The organism is Kitasatospora aureofaciens, from assembly GCF_019192735.1.
GTDB classification, from domain to species: Bacteria; Actinomycetota; Actinomycetes; order Streptomycetales; family Streptomycetaceae; genus Kitasatospora; species Kitasatospora aureofaciens_A.
Genome location: NZ_JAHTKP010000041.1, coordinates 26745 through 51181 on the forward strand (window position 1 = coordinate 26745; position 24437 = coordinate 51181).

The 24437-nt window shown below is 72.1% G+C and carries 24 protein-coding genes and 1 pseudogene; 17 read left to right on the forward strand and 8 right to left on the reverse strand.

Annotated features, from left to right (window positions below; translation table 11 throughout):
• The first annotated feature begins 205 nt into the window (after positions 1-205).
• The gene (locus KV557_RS43165; RefSeq protein ID WP_256178137.1) at positions 206-403 is read left to right on the forward strand and encodes a hypothetical protein; all 198 of its coding nucleotides are present in this window, start codon (positions 206-208) and stop codon (positions 401-403) included.
• Positions 404-407: 4 nt separating this feature from the next.
• Here the strand turns inward: KV557_RS43165 and KV557_RS44580 are convergent, their stop codons facing one another.
• Entirely contained in the window at positions 408-710 is a 303-nt protein-coding gene (locus KV557_RS44580; RefSeq protein WP_308130143.1) for a hypothetical protein, read from the reverse strand.
• On the opposite strand from KV557_RS44580, the gene KV557_RS43170 reads away from it, so the two are divergent.
• The 3 genes from KV557_RS43170 to KV557_RS29710 all read left to right on the forward strand — a co-directional run bounded on the left by KV557_RS43170 (position 654) and on the right by KV557_RS29710 (position 5895).
• Positions 654-788 carry a hypothetical protein gene (locus tag KV557_RS43170; protein WP_308130142.1) on the forward strand — a complete coding sequence of 45 codons (135 nt, stop codon included), beginning with the start codon at positions 654-656 and terminating at the stop codon, positions 786-788. The two genes, KV557_RS44580 and KV557_RS43170, sit on opposite strands and share 57 nt — an antisense overlap.
• A gap of 425 nt (positions 789-1213) precedes the next feature.
• A complete protein-coding gene (locus KV557_RS29705) occupies positions 1214-4705 on the forward strand; it encodes a S8 family serine peptidase (protein ID WP_218204624.1) in 3492 nt (1163 codons plus the stop codon).
• 209 nt (positions 4706-4914) lie between these two features.
• Positions 4915-5895, forward strand: a complete 981-nt coding sequence (locus KV557_RS29710) for an alpha/beta fold hydrolase (RefSeq protein ID WP_218204625.1) — start codon at positions 4915-4917, stop codon at positions 5893-5895.
• On the opposite strand, the gene KV557_RS29715 is transcribed toward KV557_RS29710, so the two are convergent.
• The 3 genes from KV557_RS29715 to KV557_RS29725 form a co-directional block, all read right to left on the reverse strand.
• Positions 5884-7347, reverse strand: coding sequence for a vWA domain-containing protein (locus tag KV557_RS29715; protein WP_218204626.1), 1464 nt, complete (start codon positions 7345-7347; stop codon positions 5884-5886). The genes KV557_RS29710 and KV557_RS29715 overlap by 12 nt on opposite strands.
• Positions 7344-8216 (reverse strand): AAA family ATPase, encoded by an 873-nt coding sequence (locus KV557_RS29720; RefSeq protein ID WP_218204627.1) that lies wholly within the window; start codon positions 8214-8216, stop codon positions 7344-7346. The genes KV557_RS29715 and KV557_RS29720 overlap by 4 nt, the downstream gene beginning before the upstream one ends.
• Before the next feature lie 258 nt (positions 8217-8474).
• Complete coding sequence (locus tag KV557_RS29725) at positions 8475-9146, reverse strand: Tat pathway signal sequence domain protein (RefSeq protein ID WP_218204628.1); 672 nt, start codon at positions 9144-9146, stop codon at positions 8475-8477.
• Between the two features lie 366 nt (positions 9147-9512).
• Between KV557_RS29725 and KV557_RS29730 the strand changes: the two genes are divergently transcribed.
• The 3 genes from KV557_RS29730 to KV557_RS29740 all read left to right on the forward strand — a co-directional run bounded on the left by KV557_RS29730 (position 9513) and on the right by KV557_RS29740 (position 11720).
• Positions 9513-10229, forward strand: a complete 717-nt coding sequence (locus KV557_RS29730) for a TetR/AcrR family transcriptional regulator (protein ID WP_218204629.1) — start codon at positions 9513-9515, stop codon at positions 10227-10229.
• 244 nt (positions 10230-10473) lie between these two features.
• On the forward strand, positions 10474-11124 hold the full coding sequence (locus KV557_RS29735; protein ID WP_218204630.1) for a DUF6230 family protein: 651 nt from the start codon (positions 10474-10476) through the stop codon (positions 11122-11124).
• Positions 11124-11720, forward strand: coding sequence for a DUF6114 domain-containing protein (locus KV557_RS29740; protein ID WP_374106690.1), 597 nt, complete (start codon positions 11124-11126; stop codon positions 11718-11720). The genes KV557_RS29735 and KV557_RS29740 overlap by 1 nt, the downstream gene beginning before the upstream one ends.
• A 69-nt stretch (positions 11721-11789) precedes the next feature.
• Here KV557_RS29740 and KV557_RS29745 read toward each other — a convergent pair whose 3' ends face one another.
• On the reverse strand, positions 11790-12881 hold the full coding sequence (locus KV557_RS29745; RefSeq protein ID WP_218204631.1) for an NAD(P)-dependent alcohol dehydrogenase: 1092 nt from the start codon (positions 12879-12881) through the stop codon (positions 11790-11792).
• A gap of 157 nt (positions 12882-13038) precedes the next feature.
• Here KV557_RS29745 and KV557_RS29750 point away from each other — a divergent pair, with 157 nt between their 5' ends.
• Positions 13039-13962, forward strand: coding sequence for a helix-turn-helix domain-containing protein (locus KV557_RS29750; RefSeq protein WP_218204632.1), 924 nt, complete (start codon positions 13039-13041; stop codon positions 13960-13962).
• A 5-nt stretch (positions 13963-13967) separates the two neighbouring features.
• Here the strand turns inward: KV557_RS29750 and KV557_RS29755 are convergent, their stop codons facing one another.
• Positions 13968-15389, reverse strand: coding sequence for a selenium-binding family protein (locus KV557_RS29755; protein WP_218204633.1), 1422 nt, complete (start codon positions 15387-15389; stop codon positions 13968-13970).
• Positions 15390-15600: 211 nt separating this feature from the next.
• On the opposite strand from KV557_RS29755, the gene KV557_RS29760 reads away from it, so the two are divergent.
• The 6 genes from KV557_RS29760 (at position 15601) to KV557_RS29785 (ending at position 20946) form a co-directional block, all read left to right on the forward strand.
• Entirely contained in the window at positions 15601-16614 is a 1014-nt protein-coding gene (locus tag KV557_RS29760) for an alpha/beta hydrolase (RefSeq protein ID WP_218204634.1), read from the forward strand.
• 53 nt (positions 16615-16667) lie between these two features.
• A complete protein-coding gene (locus tag KV557_RS29765; protein ID WP_218204668.1) occupies positions 16668-17462 on the forward strand; it encodes a spermidine synthase in 795 nt (264 codons plus the stop codon).
• Between the two features lie 128 nt (positions 17463-17590).
• Positions 17591-18451 (forward strand): class I SAM-dependent methyltransferase, encoded by an 861-nt coding sequence (locus KV557_RS29770; protein WP_218204635.1) that lies wholly within the window; start codon positions 17591-17593, stop codon positions 18449-18451.
• Positions 18452-18613: 162 nt separating this feature from the next.
• Entirely contained in the window at positions 18614-19273 is a 660-nt protein-coding gene (locus KV557_RS29775) for a DedA family protein (RefSeq protein WP_218204636.1), read from the forward strand.
• A gap of 80 nt (positions 19274-19353) precedes the next feature.
• Positions 19354-20022 carry an O-methyltransferase gene (locus tag KV557_RS29780; protein ID WP_218204637.1) on the forward strand — a complete coding sequence of 223 codons (669 nt, stop codon included), beginning with the start codon at positions 19354-19356 and terminating at the stop codon, positions 20020-20022.
• A gap of 24 nt (positions 20023-20046) precedes the next feature.
• On the forward strand, positions 20047-20946 hold the full coding sequence (locus KV557_RS29785; protein ID WP_218204638.1) for a Gfo/Idh/MocA family protein: 900 nt from the start codon (positions 20047-20049) through the stop codon (positions 20944-20946).
• A gap of 120 nt (positions 20947-21066) precedes the next feature.
• Here KV557_RS29785 and KV557_RS43175 read toward each other — a convergent pair.
• Together KV557_RS43175 and KV557_RS43180 are read right to left on the reverse strand one after the other, a co-directional pair.
• Positions 21067-21570, reverse strand: a pseudogene (locus KV557_RS43175) (ATP-binding protein); the annotation flags it as partial.
• Entirely contained in the window at positions 21480-21839 is a 360-nt protein-coding gene (locus tag KV557_RS43180; protein WP_256178139.1) for a hypothetical protein, read from the reverse strand. The gene KV557_RS43180 and the pseudogene KV557_RS43175, both read right to left, overlap by 91 nt.
• A 266-nt stretch (positions 21840-22105) precedes the next feature.
• Here KV557_RS43180 and KV557_RS29795 point away from each other — a divergent pair, with 266 nt between their 5' ends.
• The 3 genes from KV557_RS29795 to KV557_RS29805 are packed head-to-tail and all read left to right on the forward strand — an operon-like array spanning position 22106 to position 24434.
• On the forward strand, positions 22106-23371 hold the full coding sequence (locus tag KV557_RS29795) for an XRE family transcriptional regulator (protein ID WP_218204639.1): 1266 nt from the start codon (positions 22106-22108) through the stop codon (positions 23369-23371).
• A complete protein-coding gene (locus KV557_RS29800; RefSeq protein WP_218204640.1) occupies positions 23356-23901 on the forward strand; it encodes a GNAT family N-acetyltransferase in 546 nt (181 codons plus the stop codon). Before KV557_RS29795 ends, KV557_RS29800 begins: the two co-directional genes overlap by 16 nt.
• Positions 23898-24434: a GNAT family N-acetyltransferase gene (locus tag KV557_RS29805; protein ID WP_218204641.1), complete on the forward strand. Its 537-nt coding sequence runs from the start codon at positions 23898-23900 to the stop codon at positions 24432-24434. Before KV557_RS29800 ends, KV557_RS29805 begins: the two co-directional genes overlap by 4 nt.
• Positions 24435-24437 lie beyond the last annotated feature (3 nt).

A 24437-nucleotide genomic window follows, 5' to 3' on the forward strand; every position in this document is an offset into this window, starting at 1 on the left:
ATCCGCATCGTCAGGCCGCCAGGCTACGTTAGCGTTCACACCCCGGCGGCGAGCGTGAGCGCGCTGAACGCCGCGCCGAACAGGCCGAATTAGGAGTCTGGAAGCACTCCTCGATCGCCGAGCAGGCGCCCGGGACGACTTTGGTGAGGCCGGATCGCGCCGAAAGTGGGATTACCGGGCGTGGCCGGATTCCTAGGCTTTCGGTATGAAGACCCTGCTCGGCTATCTCGGTTTCGTTCTGATCCTCGGCGGCGCGTCCGGCCTGCTTGCCGACCACCTGGGGGGCTTCCGCCTGTTCGGCTTCGTCCGCCTGCTGGTCCCCTCGGGGCACGAGACCGCCGGGTACGCCGCGTTGCTGGTGCTGGGTGTCGTGTTGGCGATCCCCTCCGCCCGTCGCGGCTGAACACTCAACCGGTCGAGGCCTCGATCCCGTCGGGCAGGACGGCGAGGCCGCTGCGAAAGCCCTCCCGGTTGCGCTCCTCCGGGTCCGGGTCGCCGCCGCTCTCCAGGGCGGTCAGGAGCGGGAAGCGGGAGGTGAAGTCGTGGGCCAGCTCGGTAAGTTGGGCGGAGCGGACGGTCCACCACTCCTCGTCGGTGACCCTGGTCGCGGCGGCGGCGTCGCGGGCGCCGTCCGGGCGCTGCGCCGGCGTCTGGTGGAGGAGCGCGGTGTACCGAAGGCGTCGATCGACTTCTCCGGGTACTGGTGCCACCGGCTGACCCAGGACGACGCCCGCCCCGACGGGACCGAAGATCTGACGGACGCTCAGGAGAAGCTCGGGATGTCCTGATTGCGGCCGGTCGGGGGTGTTTGTCCGCGAACATCCCCGACCGGCATCGTTCGGTTTGCGGTGGCGGTGGCGGGGAAGAGAGACAGACGGTCAGCGGTGCAGTCCGTTTTCGACCGGTACCCGATGGCGGTTGTCCGCCAGTGTCCAAAGTTCGCCAGCGGGGTGAACAGGGCAGGTCAGGCACTGCTTCGTAGGCCTGAGCGGCGAAAAGGCCGGTGATTGGCCTGATATCCCTCGCCGATTTTACTTACTGATGGTCATTTTTACCTGCCGATGGGAATTTCCCCCCTTGTCGTGATCGTGTCCGATGCGCTGGAATGCGACCGCTGTCGGGACGCGTGGTCCGGAGCAACCACGCGGCCGAACAGGATCCGCGTACGCTGACCGCGCGCACCCTGACGTCTCATCAGACGAAAGGATGTCCATTGATCGGCTGGCGGAAATCCCAGCTAGCAGCCGCCGTCACGGTCACCGCCGCGTCCATGGTCCTGGGTTTCGGGACCACCGCGAACGGCGCCCCGATTCCCGACGCCCCGAACGCCCCCGCGGCGTCGGCGGACGGGACCCCGGTGCCGGTGATCGTGATTCTCAAGGACCAGATAACGGACGCCCCGGCCGACAACGGCCACCTGGGCGCGCGCCAGCAGAAGGCCGCGAACGCGCAGGCCCCGCTGCTGGACAAGGTCAAGGCCCACGGCGGCACCAACATCAAGAGCTTCGTGGTCGGCAACGCCTTCTCGGCCACGGTCAGCCCGGCCCTGCGGGCGCAGCTGCAGGCCGACCCGGCCGTCGCCTCCGTGGTGACGGACACCCAGGTCAACGTCGCCCCGCCGGCCGCCACCAAGGCCAAGACCAAGGCCGACGAGGCCACCGACCAGGCGGCCAAGGCCGGCGCCGCCCCGGAAGCCGTTTCGGGCAGTAACGGCAGCCAGGGCCCGGAGGAGAACGCGACCAACACGGTCTGCCCCTCCGACCCGAGCAAGCCGCTGCTGGAGCCCGAGGGCCTGTACTCGACCCACGGGGTCACCGGCAACGGCAAGCCCGGCGCGGCCGACCTGGCCACCGGCAAGGGTGTCAAGGTCGCCTACATCGCGGACGGCCTGGACCCGAACAACCCGGACTTCATCCGGGCCGACGGCTCGCACGCCGTCGTCGACTACCAGGACTTCGCGGGCGACGGCACCAATGCGCCGACCGGTGGCGCGGAGGCCTTCGGCGACGCCTCGGCGGTCATCGCCCAGGGCCGCCAGGTCTACGACGTCTCCAAGTTCGTCAACGCCTCGCACCCGCTCCCGGCGGGCTGCAACATCCGCGTCCGCGGCCTCGCCCCGGACGCCTCGCTGGTCGCCCTGAAGGCCGGCGGCGAGATGATGTCCAACTCGTCGATCCTGCAGGCGATCGACTACGCGGTGCGGGTCGCCCACGTCGACGTGCTGAACGAGTCCTTCGGCGGGAACGTCACCCCGGACTCCGGTGCGCACGACACCATCTCGCTCTTCAACGACCAGGCCGTCAAGGCCGGTGTCACGGTCGCCGTGTCTTCCGGTGACGCCGGTCTGAGCGGCACCGTCGGCACCCCGGCCACCGACCCGAACGTGATCGCGGTCGGCGCCTCGACGGACAACCAGAACTACCAGCAGACCGGTTACGCGGCCGCCCAGTTCTCGAACAAGACCTGGAGCAACAACCGCATCTCCGCGCTCTCCTCGGGCGGCTTCACCCAGGCCGGCCGCACGGTCGACCTGGTCGCCCCGGGTGAGTCGGACTGGGCGCTGTGCTCGCCCGACCTCACCAAGTACACCGACTGCAAGGGCTTCGCCGGCACCGGCCAGCCGATCCAGTCGTTCGGCGGCACCAGCCAGGCCGCGCCGTTCGTCACCGGTGCCGCGGCCCTGGTCATCCAGGCCTACCGCGACACCCACGGCGGCGACTCGCCGTCCCCGGCCCTGGTGAAGAAGTTCATCACCGGCACCGCCCAGGACCTCGGCGTGCCGGCCGAGGAGCAGGGCGCCGGTCTGCTGAACGTCCGCGCCGCCGTCGAGGCCGCCCGCGGCTACGACGACGGTGACGGCACGCCGGGCAGCAACACGGTCGTCGTCAACACCGGCCAGGTCGAGATCGCCGGCGCCCCCGGCTCGACCCACACCGCCGACGTGAGCGTCACCAACACCAGTGACACCACCCAGACGGTGAGCGCCGCGACCCGCAGCTTCGTGCCGCAGGCGAGCAGCCAGCAGACCGTCCAGCTGGACTCGGCCGCCACCGACACCTTCAAGTACGCCACCAACGGCGCGCCCTGGGTGCAGAAGCAGGTCAAGATCACCGTCCCGGCCGGTGCCGACCGCCTCGCGGCGTCGATCGCCTGGCAGGGTGCGGCCAGCCCGGTCGCCAACGGCCCGGTGGTCCGCATGACGCTGCTCGACCCGACCGGCAAGTTCGAGACGAACACCCGCCCGCAGGGCGGCGCCACCTCGGCCAACTTCGGTCTGGTGGACGTCCCGCACCCGGTCGCCGGCGACTGGACCGCGATCCTCTACACCCCGGCGGGCAAGGGCGGTTACACCGGCCCGGTCCAGCTGGGCAGCTCCACCCAGCGCGCGGTGCCGGCCGGCACCGTGGGCCCGAACGTCGTCGACATCGAGCCGGGTGACACCAAGACCCTCAAGGTCCAGGTCACCACCCCGGCCACCAGCGGCGACTCCAGCGAGGCGGTCACCGTCTCCGGCTCCAACGGCGCCACCACCAGCGTTCCGGTGATCCTGCGCAGCCTCGTCCCGGTCAACCAGGGCAAGGGCACCTTCACCGGCTCCATCACCGGTGGCAACGGCCGCGGCAGCTCGCCCACGCAGAGCTTCTCCTACGCGTTCGACGTCCCGAAGGGCCAGAAGGACCTGCGGGTCGGCGTCACCGTCAAGGACTCCAAGCTGCTCATGCAGGGCGCGCTGATCAGCCCGGACGGCACCCCGGTCGACATCGAGGGCAACGCGATCCTCGACGCGCAGGGCAACCTGACCAGCACCACCGCGGGCGTCTCGGCCACCACGGTCAACCCGGCCGAGGGCCGCTGGCGCTTCGTCCTGAACGTGCTCGGCCCGGTCAGCGGCCAGCAGCTCAGCCAGGACTTCGCCGGCACGATCGCGTTCAACCAGAACACCGCGACCGCGGCCGGCCTGCCGACCGACGCGCGCACCAAGCTGGCCGCCGGCAAGCCGGTGACCGTCCAGGTGAACTACACCAACAACACGGTGGCGACCCAGCAGATCTCGGCCGACGGCCGCCTCGACCGCCGCGTCGACCTGCCGCTGGTGCCGCAGGGCGCCTCGGCGTCGGTCACCCTGCCGCTGAGCCTGACCTCCGCGGTCCCGGCCTTCCTCGTCCCGCCGGGCACCGACCAGCTGAAGGCGGTCGCGGCGTCCTCGACGCCGGCCCAGCTGGAGCTGAGCGCCACCACCGGCTCGCCGGACCTGTTCGGTAACCTGAAGAAGGCCCAGGACGGCTCGACCATCTCGGTCGTGACGGACAACGGCACCGCCGCGCAGCCGATCGTCCCCGGCATCTGGGGCACCTTCCTGCAGCAGATCGGCCCGTTCGGCACCGCCGGCGCGCCGGCCGGCACCGCCACCATCACCGCGACCGCGCACACCCAGGCGTTCGACCCGGCGCTGACCTCCAGCACCGGCGACCCGTACGCCACCGCGGTCAACGCCTCGGCCCCGGCCGCCACCCCGGTGGTCGTCCAGCCGGGCGCGACGGGCTCGCTGCAGGTGACCCTCACCCCGACCGGCCCGAAGGGCAGCACCGTCCACGGTGTGCTGTACCTGGTGTCCGCCCCGACCTCGGTGGCGACCGCCAACAACAGCCTGGGCACGACCGGTTCGGTGCTGGCGGCGCTGCCGTACAGCTACACGGTCAACTGACGCACCGCCACAGGGTGGACTGACACCCTCTGTTACAAGGCCGAGGCCGTCCCGGAGTTCCGGGGCGGCCTCGGCTGCTTTCCGGACCGGTCCATGCTTTCCGGGACGGTCGATGCTTTCCGGGATGGTCCACGCGGGGGATTCCCGGGGCGCCGGGCTGGGCAGGGTCGGATCGAACAGCCGTATCGGACCGACCCGGGGAGCGGGAGTTGAGCGACGCGATCAAGCACAGCCACGTCGAGGTGAACGGCGTGCGGCTGCACATCGCCGAACAGGGCGAGGGTCCGCTGGTCCTGCTGCTGCATGGTTTTCCGGAGAGCTGGTACTCCTGGCGGCACCAGTTCGCGCCGCTGGCCGCCGCCGGCTACCGGGTCGTCGCGCCCGACCAGCGCGGGTACGCCCGCAGCGAGCAGCCGGAGCGTGTGGACGCGTACACCCTGCTGCACCTGGTGGGGGACGTGACGGCGCTGATCGGCGCGCTCGGCGCGGATCAGGCGGTGGTGGTCGGCCACGACTGGGGCGCGCCGGTCGCGTGGGCCACGGCCGCGCTCCGGCCCGACCTCGTGCGCGGCGTCGTCGGGCTCAGCGTGCCGCCGCTGCCGAGCGGCCCGCGGCCGCTGAAGGAGTCGCGAGAGGCCTTCGGTGACGGCTTCTACCAGGTCTACTTCCAGGAGCCCGGCCGCGCCGACGCCGAGCTCGCGGCCGACCCGGCGTCCAGCTTCCGCCGCGTCTTCGGCGGCGCCAGCCCCGCCGCCGAGCCGCGCGCGTGGGTCATCCCCGAGGGGCGGAAGCTGCTGGACACCGTCCCGGAGCCGGAGCGGCTGCCGGCCTGGCTCACCGAGACGGACATCGAGGCCTTCGCGGCCGACTACGCCACCCACGGGGAGCGGGCGTTCACCGGCGGGCTCAACTGGTACCGCAACATCGACCGGAACAACGAACTGCTCGCGCCGTTCGCCGGCCGGCCGATCGAGGCGCCCGCGCTGTTCGTGGTCGGCGAGCAGGACCTCGTGAACGCGATCGTCCCGCCGGACGTGCTGACGTTCCTCCTGGACACCTTCACGCCCCGCCTCTACCGGCACGTCCGGCTGCCGGAGACCGGCCACTGGACGCAGCAGGAGCGGCCGCAGGAGGTCACGGCGGCGCTGCTGGACTTCCTCGGGCACCTGGAGGGCGGGTCACACCGGTAGCAGGCGGGCGATCAGTTCGCCCAGCCGGCGGGCGTTGCGGCAGGAGTGCATCTCCACGACGCCCGCGTAGGCGAGCGCGGCGGAGTCGCCGGTCGGCCAGAGCGCGGGCTGCTCGGGGTTGAGCCAGTAGACCCGCCGCGCCCGGCCGGCGATCCGGCGCAGTGCGGCCAGGTTCGGGTCGCGGTGATTGTTCCGGGCGTCGCCGAGGATCAGCACGCTGGTGCGCGGGCCCACTGCGTCCAGGTGCCGCTCGGCGAACTCGCCCAGTGCGGAGCCGTAGTCGCTGTTGCCGTGGTAGCCCGTCACCTTGGCGTCGGTGAGGATCCGCGCGGCCAGCCGGGCCGGGTCGGCGTCGCCGCGGGCGAGCAGGGCGGTCACCTCGGCGGTGCGGTTGACGAACGCGAACACCCGGACCTTGCTGAACTGTTCGCTCATCGCCTGCACCAGCAGCATGGTGAAGTCGGCGAAGCCGGCCACCGAGCCGGACACGTCGCACAGCAGCACCAGCTCGGGCCGGGCCGGGCGGCGCAGCCGGTACGCCGGGCGCAGCGGCACGCCGCCGGTGGAGAGCGAGCGGCGCAGGGTGCGTCGCAGGTCGATCTGCCCGCGGGCCGCCTTTCGGCGCCGGGCGGCCAGGCGGGTGGCCAGCTTGCGGGCCAACGGGTGGACGGTGCGGCGCAGTTCGGCCAGCTGGTCGCGGCCTGCGGCGAGGAAGTCGATCCGGTCGGCGGTCGGGGTGACGGCGCGCTCGGCGATCCGCTCGGCGCCGCGCAGCTCGGCGACCCGGCGGCGGGCCTCGCCGGCGACCAGGGCGCGGAAGTCCTGGATGCGGCGGCGGATCTCGTCGGCGAGGACGAGGTCGGACAGGTCGGGGGCCGGGTCCTGTTCGCGGTCCTGTTCGCGCAGGGCGGCGAGGATCCGGGCGAGCAGCGTCTCGGGGGCGAGCCGGCCGAGCGTCTGGTGGGCCGACCAGCCGTCCGAGCCGGGGGCGGAGCCGGTGCCGTAGCGGCCGAAAGCCTCCACCGCCTCGCCGGCCAGCCCGGCCAGGGCGGCCCGGTCGTCGGCGGCGAGCGCGGCGGCGATGCGCTCGCGCAGCTCGTCGCGGACGGGGTCGGGGTGGCCGGGGCGGGGCTTCTCCTCGGGGTGGCGGGTGCCGCGGGCCGCTTCCGGGGTGCCGACGCCGAGCGGGAAGAAGAGGTCGAAGGCGGCGTCGAAGACGGTCCGCTGACCGTCCGAGCGCAGCAGCGCGGCGGCCAGCCCGGCCCGCATCTGCTCGCGGTCGGCGAAGCCGAGGACGTCGAGCACGGCTGCCGCGTCCACCGTCTCGGCCGGGCCGATCCGGAGGCCGTGCCCGCGCAGGGCGCGGACCAGGCCGGTGAGGCGGGCGGCGGTGTCGGCGGCGGCGATGTCCACGGCTCCGGCGGCGGCCTCGGCTTCGGTGCCGGCCGTCATGCGACGGTGAGCTTCTGGGCGGCCTTCCGCACGTCGTCCTGGTGCTTGAGGATCACCCCGAGGGTGTCCCGGACCACGGCCTCGTCCAGGGTGTCCGCGCCGAGGGCGAGCAGGGTGCGCGCCCAGTCGATGGTCTCCGCGACGGACGGCGCCTTGCGCAGCTCCATCGCGCGCAGCGCGCCGACCACCCGGACCAGCGACGCGGCCAGAGTCCCGTCCAGACCGGGCACCTTCAGCCGGACGATCCGGCGCTCCAACTCCGCGTCCGGATAGTCGAGATGGAGGAAGAGGCAGCGGCGACGCAGCGCCTCCGACAGCTCCCGGGTGGCGTTGGAGGTGAGCAGCACGAACGGGCGGCGGCTCGCCGTGATGGTGCCCAGCTCGGGCACAGTCACCTGGAAGTCGCTCAGCACCTCCAGCAGCAGTGCCTCCACCTCGACGTCGGCCTTGTCCATCTCGTCGATCAGCAGCACCGTCGGCTCCTCGCCGCGGATCGCGGTCAGGAGAGGGCGGGTGAGCAGGAACTCCTCGCCGAAGATGTCGGTGCGGGCCTCGTCCCAGCTCTCGTCGCGACCGGCGGTGATCCGCAGCAGCTGCTTGGCGTGGTTCCACTCGTAGAGGGCGCGGGCCTCGTCGATGCCTTCATAACACTGCAACCGGACCAGTCGGGCACGACCAATTTCGGCCACCGCCTTGGCGAGCTCGGTCTTGCCGACCCCGGCCGGCCCCTCGACCAGCAGCGGCTTGCCCAGCCGGTCGGCGAGGAACACGGTGGTCGCCACCGCGGTGGAGGCGAGGTACCCCGTCGCGGCCAACTGCTCTGCGGCGTCCGCCACCGAGGTGAAGAACCCTGTTCCGTCGCCGTTCATCCCGGCCCCGCTTCCGCTCGCCCTGACCGTCCGCCAGCACCCTACCGGCCGGTCACTTCGCTGTCTCGGGGGTTGGCCGGGGGCGGCCGGGGACGGCCGGGGACGGCCGGGGATGTGTACGAACCGGGCGAGAGCGACGAACCGGTCCTTTGCCGTTGCTTGGCTTGATCTGTTGCAGGTTTATCGGGGCGCGCCGGAGCGGCGTACGGCAACTTCGGTTGCCGTACGCCGCTCGACGTTCTCCGCCCGCGCGGGGCGTCAGTTGACGTAGATCGCCGGGCTGCCCGCCACGGAGGTGTCCGTGACCGGGCCGTAGGTGGCCGTGAAGTAGCCGGTCTGGAAGCACAGGCCCGAGCCGGAGGTGAGGGCGAACGGCTGGGCGGCGAAGCCGATGCTGGTGGCGGTGTTGTCGGTGGTGCCGGAGATGCTGGTCGCCTGCTGGTAGACGCAGTTGACGCTGCCGAGGATGGTGTTGAGCACCACCGTGGTCTGCATCGGGCCGGCCGTGCCGGGGGAGAGGGTCACCGGGCTGCCGGCGCCGTCGCCGACGGTGTTGGTGTAGGACAGGTTGTCGACGCTGATGCTCTGGACGCCCGTGACGCCCAGGACGTTGGAGGTGCAGGAGTCGAAGGTCTGGGTGTTGAGCTGCTCGACGGCGTTGCCGGGCGCGGCCGGGTTGGCGGTGACCGTCGCCGAGAACGACGAGTTGGCGCAGCTGATCCCGTTCGTGCTGGTGGCGCCGTCGTAGAAGGTGGCGGCGGTGCCGGACAGCAGGCTCGCGGTGAGCACGTCGCCCACGGCGGCGGCCGGGCCGCCCAGGCTGCCGGTGGTCAGCACCGCGGTGGCGTCGGCCTGGGCGGGGCCGACCGCGGTGGCGGCGAGGGCGAGGGCGGCGATGGCTGCCGTTCCGAGGGTGCGGCGGATGCGCATGAGGGTGCCTCTCCGTGCTGAGTCAGGTGGGGGTTTGCCCGCGTGCGGGGTGTGATGCGGCGCACGGCGGGGGAAGGTGCGGGGCGCGGCGGGTGCGGTTCCCCGCGGACCGCGGCGCGGCGGGCCCGGCGCCACGGGCCCGCCCGTGCGGCGGAGGAGTGCGGAGGTGCGCGGTGCAGTGGGGTGCCGGCCGGCGGCTGCCACCGCCGGGCGTGCGTCCGCCGTGATCCCGGGGCCCGGGTGGCGTAGTCGGCACCCCAGCGCCCCTGGCGGCTCTCCGGCGGCCGGTCGCCCACCGGTTGGAAACCTGCCAGTGTTGTAAACCCGGTGTTGCATCAATGTCAAGACAGGACACAGGAGTTGGTGATGGAACGGAAGACCGTTCGGGGTGCCGACGCGATCCTGCTGCCGGGTGCGCGGACCGGCCGCGACCCGGCCCGTTCGATCAAACGCGGCCCCAGCCGGCTGCCCCCGGACGTGGTCGCCGCGACCCAGCGCGAGCGGCTGCTCGACGGTCTGGTCCACACCGTCGCCGAGCACGGCTACCAGCACGCCACGGTGAGCGACATCTGCCGTGCCGCCGGGGTGACCAGGCCGGTGTTCTACGAGTTGTTCAGCGGCAAGGAGGACGCCTTCCTCGCTGCTCACCGGCACGGCACCGGGGTGGTGATCCGGCGGATGGCGACGGCCTTCGCGGCCGAGCCGGACTGGTGCGCCGGCATCCGGCAGGCGCTCGACGCGATGCTCCAGCTGCTGGCCGGCGTACCGGCGTTCGCGACCATGGCGGTGATCGAGATCGAGGCGGTCGGCCCGGCCGGGCGGCGGGAGCGAGATCAACTCCTCAAGAAGTTCCGGGCGTTCTTCGCCGAGGTGCCGCAACTCCCGGGCGGTGTACTGGTGGAGGCTGTGGTGGACGCCGTGGTGGGCGGCGTCTACAGCGCCGTCTACCGGCGGGTGGACTCCGGCCGGACGGACGAACTGCCGGAACTGCTCACGGTGTTGAGCCTCTTCTGTCTCGCGCCCTTCCTCGGGCCGGTCGAGGCGGTCCGGCGGCTGGGGCCTCGCGGGCGTGCGGAGGGCTGAATTCCGTTGAACAGATCAGGATTTGACGATTGGTCAAGATCTCTGCCGCATTGGTGAAGATCTTTCGTGCACCCATATTGACCCGGTGAATACCGGGCAGTAGCTTCACGGTTACTCCACCCGCGGTCCGACCGATCCCGCCCCGCTGCCGAGGGGTGGCCGACCGGCCGGGCCGTGGAACGCTGTCCGCGCCAGGGCAACGTGCCAGTGCCTGCCCATCCCAACCCACCCTGAGGGAGCACACATGGCCATGTCCGAGGACGCCGCCGCCGCGGCGGAGGCACCCGACACACCGGCCGGGCCCGGTAGAGGACGCGTCCGCCTGAAGCGCACCGCCCTGATGGCCGTCCCGGCCGTCATCGCGGGCGGCGTGCTGATGACGCTCACCGCGCAGGGCGTGCTCGCCGCGCAGTTCTCCATCTCCGGCATGCCGTTCACGATCACCGCCGACCGGCTCAAGGGCGACGGCTTCGAGCAGTTCGGCAGTCTCGACCACATGATCAAGAACAGCCCCAACCAGGGGCACACCGGTGGCCAGGTGCTGGTCGCGGTGTCGGCGATCAAGACGGCCGAGATCACCAACCTCTGCCAGAGCGTCGACCTCGGCGGTGTCAACCTGGTCATCCACGCGGGTGACGCCGGCACGCCGGTCACCGCGGAGAACCTCACCACCGACTCCGACCTGCTCTCCGGTGACGCCTCGTTCACCAACATCGAGATCGGCGGGGACGCCAGCGAGTACACCAAGGCCGGGGTCCAGGGGAAGCCGGGTGTCTTCGGCCAGCAGGCCGACACCGTCGACATGGTGCACGTGAACCAGCACAACTACGCAAGCACCGCGGCCAAGTTCAAGCTGCCGCACCTGAAGCTGAGCTTCAGCTCGAAGGGCTGCTGATGGCGGAGCCCACACCGCCGCGCGCCGAGCCGGCCGGCCCGGCCGGCTCCGGCGGGGGAGAGGCCGAGGGGACGGCCCCCACCCCCGCCGCGGCGACCGTCGGGCCCGAGCCCGCGCCCGCCTCCGCGTCCGCACCGACCACGGGGGCCGCGGCAGCCGTCGCGTACGCCCGTCCGGTCAAGCGCGACTGGCGGGGGCAGCGGCCGTTCTGGGGCGGTCTGCTGGTGACGCTCGGGGGCGCCGAGATCCTCTTCACCCTGCGGGCGCCGCTGCCGGTCGTCCTGCACATCGGGATGCAGGGGATGGCCGGCTACCTCGTCCCGGCGGTGATGGTGCTCTGCGGTGTGCTGATCATCTTCAACCCGGCGCAGCGGCTGTTCTACTCGATCACGGCCGTGCTCGCCTCGCTGGCCAGCTGGCTGACGTCCAACCTGGGCGGCTTTCTGTTCGGGATGCTACTCGGCGTGATCGGCGCCTGCGTCACCTTCGGGTGGCAGCCCGACCAGCCCCTGCGGCGCGGCCGGGCGCGGCGCGAGCAGCGCAAGGCGGAACAGCGGGCGGCGCGCGGCCGCGCGGCGGGTCCGGCCGGGGTGTGACGAGGACGCCCACTCTCGGTGTCGGGAGAGCACCGAGGGTGGGCGTCGCGCGTCGTGACCCGACCGGGATCAGATCGTCGCGGCGTCGATCACGAACCGGTACCGGACGTCGCTCGCCAGCACCCGCTCGTACGCCTCGTTGATCTGGTCGGCGCGGATCAGCTCGATCTCCGCGGTGATGCCGTGCTCGCCGCAGAAGTCCAGCATCTCCTGGGTCTCCGGCAGCCCGCCGATCATCGAGCCGGCCAGCGAGCGGCGGCCGGTGAGCAGCGCGTGCGCGTTCACCGTGACCGGCTTCTCCGGCGCGCCGACCTGGACCATCGTGCCGTCGACGCGCAGCAGCCCGAGGTAGGTGCTCAGGTCGAGGTCGGCCGAGACGGTGTTGACGATCAGGTCGAGGGTGCCGGCCAGCTCGGTGAAGGTGGCCGGGTCCGAGGTGGCCCGGTAGTGGTCGGCGCCCAGCTTCAGCCCGTCCTCGCGCTTGCGCAGCGACTGGCTGAGCACGGTGACCTCCGCGCCCTTGGCGTGGGCGATCTTGACGCCCATGTGGCCGAGGCCGCCGAGGCCGACGATCGCGACCTTCTTGCCCGGGCCCGCGCCCCAGTGGGTGAGCGGCGAGTACAGGGTGATGCCGGCGCACAGCAGCGGCGCGGCGGCGTCGAGCGGCAGGCTGTCGGGGATGCGCAGCGCGTACCCCTCGTCGACGACGAGCTCCTTGGCGTAGCCGCCGTAGGTGGGCTGGCCGTCGCGGCCGACGCTGTTGTAGGTGAAGGTGGTGCCGCCGTCACCAGTGCAGTACTGCTGGAGGCCGGCCCGGCAGTTGTCGCACTCCCGGCAGGAGTCCACGAAGCAGCCGACCCCGACCCGGTCCCCGACCTTCCACTTCGTGACGCCGGGGCCGACCTCGCTCACCACGCCGGCGATCTCGTGGCCCGGCACCATCGGGAAGATGCCGGTGCCCCAGTCCTCGCCGACCTGGTGGATGTCCGAGTGGCAGATGCCGGCGAACTTGATGTCGATCAGGATGTCGTGCTCGCCGACCGCCCGGCGCGGAACGGTGGTCTTCTGCAGCGGGGAGTTCGGGGTGAGCGCCGCGTAGGCGGCGACCGTGCGGGTGGTGCCGGCGTCCGTCGTGTCGTTCGTGATGCCCGTGTTCGTCATGTCCTCAAGACTGCGCCGGGCCGAAGGGGCCAACCAGACCATGGATCAACGTACGAAACCCGGGCGTACGGAACCGGGACGTAGGAGCGCGGAACCTACGCACGGCAGTATCACCTTCCCGCGCCCCCGGCCCGCCGATCGCTTGCATACTGCAGGCATGGACCAGCGCACCGAACTCAGCGAGTTCCTCCGATCCCGCCGCGCCCGGCTGCGGCCCGAGGACGTGGGCCTGCCCGACCACGGCACCCGCCGCCGGGTGCCCGGCCTGCGCCGCGAGGAGCTGGCCCAGCTCGCGGGGGTCAGCACCGCCTACTACACCCGGCTCGAACAGGGCCACGGCGAGAACGTCTCCGCCGCCGTCCTGGACGCGATCGCCCGCGCGCTGCGGCTCGGCCCGGCCGAACGCGACCACCTGGGCCGCCTCACCAAGCCCGCCCGCCGCCGCCCCGGCCGCGCCACCGCCCGGGTCCAGCAGGTCCGCCCGGCGCTCCAGCAGCTGCTGGACGCGATGGAGGGCGTGCCCGCGTACGTCCTCGGCCGGAGGCTGGACATCATCGGCTGGAACCGGCTCGGCACCGCCCTGCTCGGTGACTTCGGCGCGATGCCGCCCGAGCAGCGCAACATCGCCTGGCACGTCTTCCTCGATCCGGCTGCCCGCGAGCTGTACGAGAACTGGGAGGGCAAGGCCAGCGACGTCGTCGGCATGCTGCGCCTGGACGCCGGGCGCGACCCCGACGACCCGAAGCTGGCCTCCCTGATCGGCGAACTCTCCGTCAAGAGCGCGGACTTCCGCCGCCTCTGGGCCGCGCACGGCATCCAGGACAAGGGGCACGGCACCAAGGAGCTGCGCCACCCGGTGGTCGGCCGCCTCAGCCTCCAGTACGAGACCCTCCGCCCGGCCGGGGACCTCGACCAGGTCCTCGTCGCCTACCACGCCGAACCGGGCTCCACCTCGGCCGAGTCCCTGCGCCTGCTGGCGAGTTGGGCCGCGACCGAGTTCCTCGCCGACGCGGCCGATCGGTCCGCCGCCGAGGAGTCGGTTGCCACCGACCGGGGTAGGCCGTCGGAGCCGTCCCGGTAGCGCTGCTACCGGTAGCAGTAGGAGTCCGACGACGCGTCGCCGCCCGCGAGATGCGTCTGGTGCACCCGCAGACCCCGGAAGTCCGCGCCGTGCGGGAAGAACCGCTGGTCCACGGTCAGCCCGCCCGCCTCGGTGTCGGCGTCCAGCTTGACCATCCACGGTTCGATGCCGTCCGGGTAGAACTGGTCGTCCCAGGCGCCGTACAGCGAGTTGGTGAGGTAGAGCCGCCGCCCGTCCCGGCTGATCTCGACCATCTGCGGCGCCCCGCTCAGCGGACGCTCGGGCGCGGCCGGGTGCGGGGTGCGGGCGGCCACCCCGCCGAGCCGGACCGAGCTCGCCAGGCGGGGGTGGAAGGGGTCCGACACGTCGTACTGGAACAGCTCGCCGGTGCCCCACGCGGAGACGTACAGCCAGCGGTCGTCCACCGACAGGTTGATGTCGGTGACCAGCGGCGGCACCGCCCCGAACGGCTGGAGCGCGGGCGGCAGTTCCTCGGCCTTGGCCGGATCGGCCGGGATCTCGATCACCTTGCGCGCGGTGAACGCCGGCCCGTCCCGGTACCAGAGCCAGACGGAGGACGACAGGTCCTCGACGTTGGCCACCACGCCCACGAACCCCCACTCCGCCTGCGGGTCGTGCGCCGGGCGCAGCTCCAGCACCATCTGGTACTGGTCGCCGAGGTCGATCCGCTGCAGGTGCCGCCCCGAGTCCAGCTCCCAGAAGTGCAGCGCGTGTCCGTACTTGCGCCCCAGCAGCAGGTCCGGCACCACCCCGTCCTCGACCATCCACGGCGAACCCCACTCGCTGGTCACGCCCACGTTCGTCCCCAGGTGCCACCACACGTCGTACGCGAAGTGCTGCGGCCCGCGCTCGGTCTCCCAGGCCCGCCGCACGTCGAACGTGGTGTGGTCGAGCAGCGCCACCCCGCCCGGCCCGTCCGACCCGTCCCCGGCTCCGAGGCACGACAGGAACACCCCGTCCGGCCCGCAGTGCAACGTGTGCGGCCGCGAGTACCCCGCCTTGGCCGCCAACTCCTCCGCCTCGACGGTCTTCACCAGCCGCGGCCGCACCGGATCGGGCCGTGTGTCCATCACATGCAGCCGCGACGACCGCAAGCCCGGCAGCAGCAGATACCGCCGCTCGGGGTTCTCGTGGCAGGCGTGCGCGAGTGCACTGGAGCACGCGTTCCAGCCGAAGTGGTGCAACTCGTCGCCCAGGGTCGGCAGTTCGGCGAAGTTCAGGACCTTCCCGTAGCTCGCCGACCCCGGATCGGTGTCCACCGTCAGCAGCGCATCCGGCTGCCGCCCCGCCCGGTCGAACCCCGCGACGTACGCCAGCCGCTCCGGCGGCGCGGCCATCGCCTCGGCGGCCGAACGATACAGCGACGGATCGGTGTGCTCTGCCTGCCGGCCATGCGTCTGCGACATCGCGGACTCCTCAACTCACCTTGTGGATACGGGGAGTGACATGTGTCCGCGTAGCGTTCCACAGACCCACCGGCGCACAGCAGGCGTACGGGGAGTGCGTGGGGGTCGTCCGCCGACGCGCGGCCGCGGGCTACCGGCCGGTATCGTCGGGGCCCTGGAACGGTGGAGACCTGCTGCGGCGGGCCGAGTACGGGATGGGTGCGGCGGAGCTATGGAGTTTCGGGAAGACGTCCTGGGTGCGCCCTACGAGGCGGTCGAGCTGGCGCTGCGGCCGGACGAGGAGGGCGAGGTCTGCGCGACGCTGGTGCGGCGGGTGGTGCCCGGGTCCGAGAAGGCCGTGCTGTACATCCACGGGTACAACGACTACTTCTTCCAGACCAACCTCGCGGACCACTTCGCCGGGCTCGGCTACTCCTTCTACGCGCTCGACCTGCGCAAGTACGGGCGGTCGCTGCGCCCGCACCAGTCGCCGAACTTCGTCCGCGACCTCGCCGAGTACGACGAGGAGATCGACGAGGCGGTGCGGATCGTCCGCGAGGTGGACGGGCACCGGCAGGTGCTGCTGAACGGGCACTCCACGGGCGGGCTCGTGGGGGCGCTGTGGGCCGGGCGGCACCGGGGGAGCGGGCTGATCGACGGGCTGTTCCTGAACAGTCCGTTCCTGTCGATGCCGGCCGGGCCCGCAGTGCGGGTGATGGGCGGGCCCGCCGTCACGGCGATCGGACGGCTCGCGCCCACACGAGTGCTGCCGTCCGGGCTGAACCCGCACTACACGCACAGCCTGCACAAGGACCACAAGGGGGAGTGGGACTTCGACCTGACGCTCAAGTCCCCCGAGGGCTTCCCGCTGTTCGCGGGCTGGCTCTCGGCCATCCACCAGGGGCACCGGCAGGTCCGGCGCGGGCTCGGCATCGACGTGCCGGTGCTGCTGATGGCGTCCACCGCCTCGATCTCCACCACCAAGTGGCACAACGCGCTGCACCACGCCGACGCCGTGCTGCGCGCCGACGACATCGCGGCGCAGGGCCCGCGGCTGGGCCGGCACGTCACCATCGTCCGGATCAAGGGCGGCATGCACGACCTCGTCCTCTCCGGCGAGGCCGCGCGGGCCCAGGTCTTCGCCGAACTGGACCGCTGGCTCGGCGCGTACGTGGACGTCAGCGTCGTCGGGGAGGACGTCAGCGCCGTCGGGGAGGACGTCAGCGCCGTCGGGGAGCACGCGTGACGGACGAGCCGGTGCCGGTCGGCCGGGCCACCGACCTCGGCTTCGCCAAGCTGATGCCCGACATCGACCGCGACGGCGGCTGGCTGCTCACCCTGGACGGCACCCCCCAGTCGTACGTCGACCTCGCCGACCCGACCCACCTGGAGTTCGAGTACACCCGCCGCCTCGGCCACCTCGCCGACGCGCTCGCCCCCGCGGGCCGGCCGCTCGACGTGCTGCACCTCGGCGGCGGGGCGCTCACCCTGCCCCGCTACGTCGCCGCCACCCGCCCGGGCTCGCGCCAGCGGGTGGCCGAGGTGGACGGGCCGCTGCTCGCCCTGGTCGAGGAGCACCTGCCCTGGCAGGGGCCCGGCGTGGACATCACCGCGACGGTCGGGGACGCCCGGGCGGCCCTGGCCGAGGAGCCAGGCGGCTCGCTGGACCTGGTGATCGCCGACGTCTTCCACGGCTCACGCACCCCCGCGCACCTCACCTCGGTGGAGTTCGTGCGCCTGGCCGCCGCCGCGCTGCGCCCCGGCGGCTGCTACGCCGCCAACCTCGCCGACGGGCCGCCGCTGGCCTTCGCCCGGGCGCAGGCGGCGACGCTGCGGGCGGTCTTCCCGGAGGTCTGCCTGATCGCCGAGGCGCCGGTGCTGCGCGGTCGCCGGTACGGCAACATCCTGCTGGCCGGCTCGACCGCCCCGCTGCCCGTCGCGGAGCTCACCCGACTGCTGGCCGCCGACATCTTCCCGGCCCGCCTCACCGAGGGCGCGGACCTGGCGGCGCTCGTCGGCCGGACGCCCCCGGTCACGGACGCCGACGCCACCGACTCCCCGCCGCCTCCGGACGGCGCGTTCAGCGTCGGCTGAGGCGTGGGACGGAGGGGGACGTTGAGCAGCCGGCCGGGCCCGCGCGTCGGCTCCGCCCGCCGTGCGCCCGGGGTGTCAGAATCGGCGGGTTCATGCCGGAGCGCGGAGCACGTCCGAGGGAGTGAGCGATGAGCGGTGGGGAGCGGCCGGAGCTGGGAGAGGTGCCCGAGACGGCGCTGTGGACGCTGTGGCACCGGGCGGTGGAGGCGCGGCGGCCGGACACCGTCCTGCACGATCCGAAGGCCGTCGAGCTGGTCGGGCGGATCGACTTCCCCTTCGAGGAGCGGTTCGGGCACGGCGCGCTGGCCGCGCAGCTGCAGGCGCTGCGGGCGGGCTGCTTCGACCGGGAGGTGGCCGACTTCCTGGCCCGCCACCCGCGCGGCACGGTCGTCTGCCTCGGCGAGGGGCTGGAGACGCAGGCCTGGCGGGTCGACAACGGCCGCGCCCGCTGGCTGTCCGTGGACCTGCCGGAGGCCGCCGCGCTGCGCGAGCGCCTGCTGCCGCCCGACGACCGGCGCCGTATCTTCCCCTGCTCGGCCACCGACCCGCGCTGGATGGACGAGGTGGACCCGGCCCAGGGGGTGCTGATCAGCACCCAGGGGCTGCTGATGTACCTACGGCCCGCCGAGGTCCGCACGCTGATCGCGGCCTGCGCCGAGCGCTTCCCCGGTGCTTCGTTCGTGCTCGACGCGGTGCCGCGCTGGTTCAGCGCCCGGGCCGTGCGGGGGAAGCTGCGCGACCGGCACTACCAGGCACCGCCCATGCCGTTCGGCATGAACGCGGACGAGCGCGGCAAGCTGGCCACCGCCCACCCGGCGGTCACCGGGATCCGCGAGGTGTACCCCGAGGGCGGCCGCGGTCTCGTCCGGGCGCTGCTGCCGCTCGCGGCCCATGTGAACGCCCGGCCGTCCGTGGTCGCACTGCGCTTCGCCGAAACGGGAGGTCCGGCGGGCCGTACCGGAACCATGGCCGGACGCCGTACGTCGTAAGGCCAGGTGCGGACCAGGCGATCGGCGGGGGGATCGGATCCGCCCGGCGCGTTAGGCTGCCTTTCGGGGAAAGCGGCCTGGTCGGCCGCATCGAACGACTGCCCGGGACGGGCGTGCCGCTGAGGGCTGCGCCCGTCCCGTCCTGCCACGGAGGTACTGGCCTTGCACATCGACGCCTGGATCGAGAGCGTCCCCCCGGGCGCGGTGTACGCCCTGGTCGGCTTGATCATCGGGCTCGAGTCGCTGGGCATCCCGCTGCCCGGCGAGATCGCGCTGGTGACGGCGGCGCTGATGTCGGTCAAGGGCGTGGTGAGCCCGGTCGGCGTCGCGGCGGTGGCGATCCTCGGCGCGATCATCGGTGACTCGATCGGCTACTCGATCGGGCGCAAGGGCGGCAAGCCGCTGTTCGAGAAGCTCGGACGGAAGTTCCCGAAGCACTTCGGACCGTCGCATCTGGCGACCGCCGAGCGGTCGTTCCAGAAGTGGGGCATGTGGGCGGTCTTCTTCGGCCGGTTCATCGCGCTGCTGCGCATCTTCGCCGGGCCGCTGGCGGGCGCGCTGAAGATGCCGTACTGGAAGTTCCTGATCGCGAACGTGCTCGGCGGCGTCATCTGGGCCGGCGGTACGACGCTGCTGGTGTACAAGGTCGGCAAGAGCATCGAGCCGTGGCTGTCCCGGTTCTCGTGGGCCGGGCTGCTCGCCGCCCTCGTGGTCGGCGGCGCCTCGGCCTGGATCATGAAGCGCCGCGCCGCGAAGGCGCACGCCGCGCACGAGGCCGCGGAGGCGGCTGAAGCCTCGGTCAAGACTCCCGTCGCCGACTGACGGCAGGTCGGCTGCGCCGGCGGGGTCGCGGAGTAGCATCGGCGGGCAACCGTTGATCATGCACCGCACTGGAGGCCCCGATGACGCAGCCGACCTGGGATGCTGTGGACGCGTACTTCTCCGAGAAGCTGGTCGGGCACGACCCCGCGCTGGAGGCCGCGGCCGCCGCTGCCGACGCGGCGGGCCTGCCGCACATCGCCGTTGCGCCGAACCAGGGCAAGCTGCTGCACCTGCTCGCGCTGGCCCAGGGCGCCCGGCGGATCCTGGAGGTCGGCACGCTCGGCGGCTACAGCGCGATCTGGCTGGCCCGCGCGCTGCCGGCGGACGGCACGCTGATCACCCTGGAGATCGACCCGAAGCACGCCGAGGTCGCCCGGGAGAACCTGGCGCACGCCGGGCTGGACAAGGTCGCCGAGGTACGGCTCGGCCGCGCCGCCGACTCGCTGGCCGCGCTGGCGGCGGCGGACGTGGAGCCGTTCGACCTGGTCTTCATCGACGCGGACAAGGTGAGCAACCCCGAGTACTTCGGCTGGGCGCTGAAGCTGACCCGGCCGGGCTCGCTGATCATCGTCGACAACGTGGTGCGCGGCGGGGCCGTTGCGGACGCCGACAGCACCGACCCGGCGGTGGTCGCCACCCGTAAGCTGCACGACGTGATCGCGGCCGAGCCACGGGTCACCGCGACGTCGGTGCAGACCGTCGGCAGCAAGGGCTACGACGGGTTCACGCTGGCCCGCGTGCAGAGCTGAGACACAAGGAAGTTGGAGGAACCCGTGCGGATCGGACTGCTGGGCACCGGCCCCTGGGCGGAGCGGGTGCACGCGCCCGTGCTCGCCGAGCACCCCGGGCTGGAGTTCGTCGGAGTCTGGGGCCGGCGCCCCGAGGCGGCCGTCGACCTCGGCGGAGCGTACGGGGTCCCCGGGTACGCGGACCTGGACAAGCTGCTCGCCGAGGTGGACGCGGTCTCGATCGCGCTGCCGCCGACCGTCCAGGCCGATCTCGCGCTGCGCGCCGCCGAGGCCGGCTGCCACCTGCTGCTCGACAAGCCGGTGGCCCTGACCGTCCCGGACGCGCGCCGGGTGGCTTCGGCCGTGCGGGAGCACAAGGTCGCCTCGGTGGTGTTCTTCACCGTCCGCTTCGGCGGCGACCAGATCCCGTGGATCGAGCGGCAGGCGGCGCTGGGCGGCTGGTTCACCGGCCGCTCGGACTGGCTCGGCTCGGTGTTCGCGCCCGGCAGCGGCAGCCCGTACGCGGCCTCGCCGTGGCGGCAGGAGAAGGGCGCGCTGTGGGACGTCGGCCCGCACGCGCTGTCCGTGCTGCTGCCGGTGCTCGGCGACGCGACGCAGGTGACGGCGGTGGCGGGCCCGCTCGACACCGTCCACCTGGTGCTGCGGCACGCGGGCGGCGCGTCCAGCACGCTGGCGCTCAGCCTGACCGCCCCCGTCGCGAGCGGCGGCACCGGCATGGAGATCCGCGGCGAGCACGGCGTCGCCCACCTCCCCGAGCGCGGCGAGGGCCCGATCGCGGCTCTGCACCGCGCCCTGGACGCCCTCCGCGAATCCGCCCGGACCGGCGAACCGCACCCCTGCAACGCCGACTTCGGCCTGCGCGTGGTCGAGATCCTGGCCGCTGCCGAGCGCTCCCTGGACTCCGCCGGCCCGGTGGAGGTCTGAGCTCCTGGGGCACGGTTCCCATGCCCGAGTACGGGCGGCGCGGACCACATCCGCGACGACGAGGGCTCGGTGGGTGGCTCTGGCGAGCGCAGGGACGGGAATCGCGACCGGAAGGGTGATCCGCGCCCACACGCTCTTGCCGTCGGCCGTGAGGGTCGCGCCCCACTGCTCGGCCAGGGCCGCCACCATGAGCAGGCCCCGGCCGGACTCGTCCTCGTCGTCGCCGAATGCGTTGTCAGGGATGCGGGGCAAGTGGCGGCTCAGGTCTCGGACCTCGACCGTGAGCCGGCGGCCATCGGGGGCGAGGCGAAGGGAAGCCTGGAGGCGGCCGGGTGGGGTGTGACGGATGGCGTTGACCATCAGCTCGTAGGCGACGGTGAGGAGGTCGTGAGAGGCCCCTCCCGTGATTCCCCAGCTCTCGGCTACGGAACGCAGGGCGTCCCGGGCTGGTCCGACACACGCCAACCGTGTGTTCGGACAAGGGGAAGACGCGTTGAGCGCGATGCGGTGGACCAGGCCACGCTGTCCGCCGTTCACGCGGCATCGGCGCGGGGTGCCGAGAGGGAAGTGAGGGTGCGGAGCTCCACGCCCAGGGCGTGGAGCTCCGCAGTCAGGTGGGCCCACTCGTGCGGGGAGTTCGCGACCATCCGGCGGTTCATGGTGATGACCGACCCGACCTGCCCCGATGCGGCCCACTCGACCACCTGCCGCCAGCCCGCCCGATCCGCGACAGCCGTGCGCGGATCGGGCTCGGCAACCACGTGGGCGACCGCCAGGCCGGCCGCCGTGACGAGGTCCCTGCACCAGTCGGCACAGAGCGCGAGGCCGACCGGGGCATCGTCCGTGCAGATGTATACGACGGCCGTTTCGGGGCGGTGGGGTGTCGGCGGCATGGCGCGGCTCCTTCAGGTGGCCCAGGGCGAGGGAGTTCGGTGCCCGTCTTCGGCCGGCCGAAGACGGGCACCGGCAAACCGCCCGGTTCCTTCCCGACGGCCTCGCAGACGCGGCCTCCCGGGCGGTTGCATCCAGTCAACGACCGTCAGGGTGTGGTGGGAGAGGCGGAATTCAGGGTTGTCGGTTCACGAGCGACCGGTGGTTTTGGGAACGGGTTTACCCCCCGCGCCTGCGCTGAGGGTGACTGGTGAGTTACGGTGCGTTCATGCCGGGCAACGCTGCTCTTCGCCGGAGAATGCTCGAACTGGAGATCACCCAGGTCGAGTTGGCCCACCGGGTGAACGACCACATCGAAACCGTCAGCGGTCGATACGGGACCTGCTGCGAGCGCACCGTGCGCGATTGGCTGACTGGGAAGACACGGTGGCCACATGTCAAGCAACGTGCTGCACTGGAGGCGGTCTTCGGTTGCAAGGCCGAAGCCCTCGGTTTCGTTCGACGGGGCGCGGCATGCCCCGCGTCGCCAGCGGAGGAGCAGGTGCAACGGCGAACTTTCATAACCTCCGGGCCAACTGCGGCAATAGCGGCGGCCGTCCCGGTCTTTTCCACCCGGACAACGATCGGTGCGTCCGACGTCCTGAGGCTGCGCGAAGACCTGGAAGCGCTTCGCGCTCTGGATAACCGCCGGGGTGGGCATGCAGAGTTGGAGCGCGCCGCACTCATGGGGGCCGGTCGGGTGCTCGACCTCCAGCAGAACGGCAGCGCCAGCGAACGCGTCCGGTGTCGGATGTTCGGCCTCGCTGCCGAGTTCAACGGTGTCGCCGCGTGGTCGTGCATCGACGCCCGCGAGTTGGACCGTGCTCAGCAGCATCTGGACACCTTTATGAGGCTGGCCGGCCTTGCCAAGGACCCAGACGCGCAGTTCCGCGTGTGGAACCTGGTTGCGATGCTGGCCCATCAGCGGCACGAGTACACCGAAGCCGTCGCCGCCGGAAAGGCCGCGCAGGCGGTCGGGATCACGCGCCGTGACCCGATGCTTTCCTCCCTCGCCCACGCCCGAACGGCGATCGAACAGGCGCACCTGAATGACAGACAGGCGGCGCTCCGGTCAATTGGGCTGGCCAGCGATGCGATGGGCCGCGCCCGGGAGATGCCTCGTCCGTCCTGGATCGCGTTCTACGGCCCTGCGGAGCTGCACGCGCTGACCGCCGTTATTCGCGACCGGCTCGGGGACGCGGAGGCAGCCGAGGCGGCATCGCACCAAGCTCTCGCGCTGCTGCCGGACCAGTTCAGGCGCAACAGGGCGCTTGCGACCGTGAGCCTTGCGTTCGCCCAACTACACCAGGGAGACGTCGAGCTGGCCACCAGTACGGCGGGCAGGGTCTTCACACTGATGTCCGGTGCGCCGATTCCGGGCCGGCTGCGCACTCGGCTCGGTGATTTCCATCGAGAGTTGCTGACCCTTCCGGGGAACGCACCCGCTGCGCGAGAGTGGGCGGACCAGTTCCGGACCGAATGGAGCCGATCTTGATCGACCTGCGGCACTACCACCACGGAGAACTGCCCGAGGGCTTCCGTCAACTGCTGCTCGACGTGCATGCGGACGTCTATGCGGACCGTATGGATGACCCGTTCATCCAGCGGTTCGCCTGGTTCGTGGATCACTGGAGCGGAATGCCAGGATTCAGCTGCGTGGTCGGTTACGACGAGGGAGAGGCGGTCGGGTACGCCTATGGCGCGCCGCTGGTGGAAGGCAGGGAGTGGTGGCGGGAGCATCTTGACCCGGTGCCGGAGCTGTCCAGCACGTTCGGTGTGTCGGAGCTGATGGTTCGCCCTCGCTGGCGCAAGACGGGCACGGCCGAGCGACTGCACCTCGCCCTGATCACGGACCGGTCCGAGGCGCTCGCAGTCCTGCTGGTCAACCCGGACCACCCGAAGGTGCAGGCGCTCTACGAGTCCTGGGGATACCGGCAGGTGGGCCTCCGGCAGCCGTTCGCCGACTCGCCGCGCTATGCCGTGATGGTTCGGGAAGTGACTTCGCCCGAGAGCGCGACCGCGTGACGGAGATCGTTCTGCGCCAGCACCACGAGCTGACCGCATCCGTGCGCCGGACGCTGCTCGACCTGTACGCGGACGTTCGGGCACCGCTGTTGCACATGCCCAACTACGCCGTCCAGACGTTCGCCGAACGCCTGGACCGGCATGGTGGCGAGCCGGGGTTCGAGGCCGTCGTCGGGTACGACCGGGGGGAGCCGGTCGGGTACGCGTACGGCAACACGATCGAGTCCGGCGACCGCTGGTGGACGCGGATGGCCAAACCGATGACGCCGGAGGTGACGGCCGATCCCACTTTCGCCCTCAAAGAGCTCGGCGTCCGTATCCCCTGGCGTGGGACGGGTATCGCCCGGAGCATTCACGAGGAACTGGCCGGCGGCCGCGCGGAGGAACGCATCACGCTGATGGTGAATCCGGCGGCCGGGGACGGCAAAGTGCTCGCGCTGTACGAGGCGTGGGGGTACGAGGCCGTCAACGAGGTCCAGCCGAACCCCGACGCGCCGCCGCTGGTCGCGATGATCCGGGCCTGCCGACCGTAGCGG

Excerpts from the sequence above, each read along its gene's own strand:
- KV557_RS29800 (WP_218204640.1), top strand. The coding sequence starts at position 23,356 with ATGGAGCCGATCTTGATCGACCTGCGGCACTACCACCACGGAGAACTG.
- KV557_RS29725 (WP_218204628.1), bottom strand. The coding sequence starts at position 9,146 with ATGCGCATCCGCCGCACCCTCGGAACGGCAGCCATCGCCGCCCTCGCC.
- KV557_RS29780 (WP_218204637.1), top strand. The coding sequence starts at position 19,354 with ATGACGCAGCCGACCTGGGATGCTGTGGACGCGTACTTCTCCGAGAAG.
- KV557_RS29715 (WP_218204626.1), bottom strand. The coding sequence starts at position 7,347 with ATGACGGCCGGCACCGAAGCCGAGGCCGCCGCCGGAGCCGTGGACATC.
- KV557_RS43165 (WP_256178137.1), top strand. The coding sequence starts at position 206 with ATGAAGACCCTGCTCGGCTATCTCGGTTTCGTTCTGATCCTCGGCGGC.
- KV557_RS29795 (WP_218204639.1), top strand. The coding sequence starts at position 22,106 with ATGCCGGGCAACGCTGCTCTTCGCCGGAGAATGCTCGAACTGGAGATC.
- KV557_RS29765 (WP_218204668.1), top strand. The coding sequence starts at position 16,668 with ATGCCCGACATCGACCGCGACGGCGGCTGGCTGCTCACCCTGGACGGC.
- KV557_RS29750 (WP_218204632.1), top strand. The coding sequence starts at position 13,039 with ATGGACCAGCGCACCGAACTCAGCGAGTTCCTCCGATCCCGCCGCGCC.
- KV557_RS29745 (WP_218204631.1), bottom strand. The coding sequence starts at position 12,881 with ATGACGAACACGGGCATCACGAACGACACGACGGACGCCGGCACCACC.
- KV557_RS29735 (WP_218204630.1), top strand. The coding sequence starts at position 10,474 with ATGGCCATGTCCGAGGACGCCGCCGCCGCGGCGGAGGCACCCGACACA.
- KV557_RS29760 (WP_218204634.1), top strand. The coding sequence starts at position 15,601 with ATGGAGTTTCGGGAAGACGTCCTGGGTGCGCCCTACGAGGCGGTCGAG.
- KV557_RS29770 (WP_218204635.1), top strand. The coding sequence starts at position 17,591 with ATGAGCGGTGGGGAGCGGCCGGAGCTGGGAGAGGTGCCCGAGACGGCG.
- KV557_RS29730 (WP_218204629.1), top strand. The coding sequence starts at position 9,513 with ATGGAACGGAAGACCGTTCGGGGTGCCGACGCGATCCTGCTGCCGGGT.
- KV557_RS29755 (WP_218204633.1), bottom strand. The coding sequence starts at position 15,389 with ATGTCGCAGACGCATGGCCGGCAGGCAGAGCACACCGATCCGTCGCTG.
- KV557_RS29720 (WP_218204627.1), bottom strand. The coding sequence starts at position 8,216 with ATGAACGGCGACGGAACAGGGTTCTTCACCTCGGTGGCGGACGCCGCA.
- KV557_RS43180 (WP_256178139.1), bottom strand. The coding sequence starts at position 21,839 with ATGCCGCCGACACCCCACCGCCCCGAAACGGCCGTCGTATACATCTGC.
- KV557_RS29740 (WP_374106690.1), top strand. The coding sequence starts at position 11,124 with ATGGCGGAGCCCACACCGCCGCGCGCCGAGCCGGCCGGCCCGGCCGGC.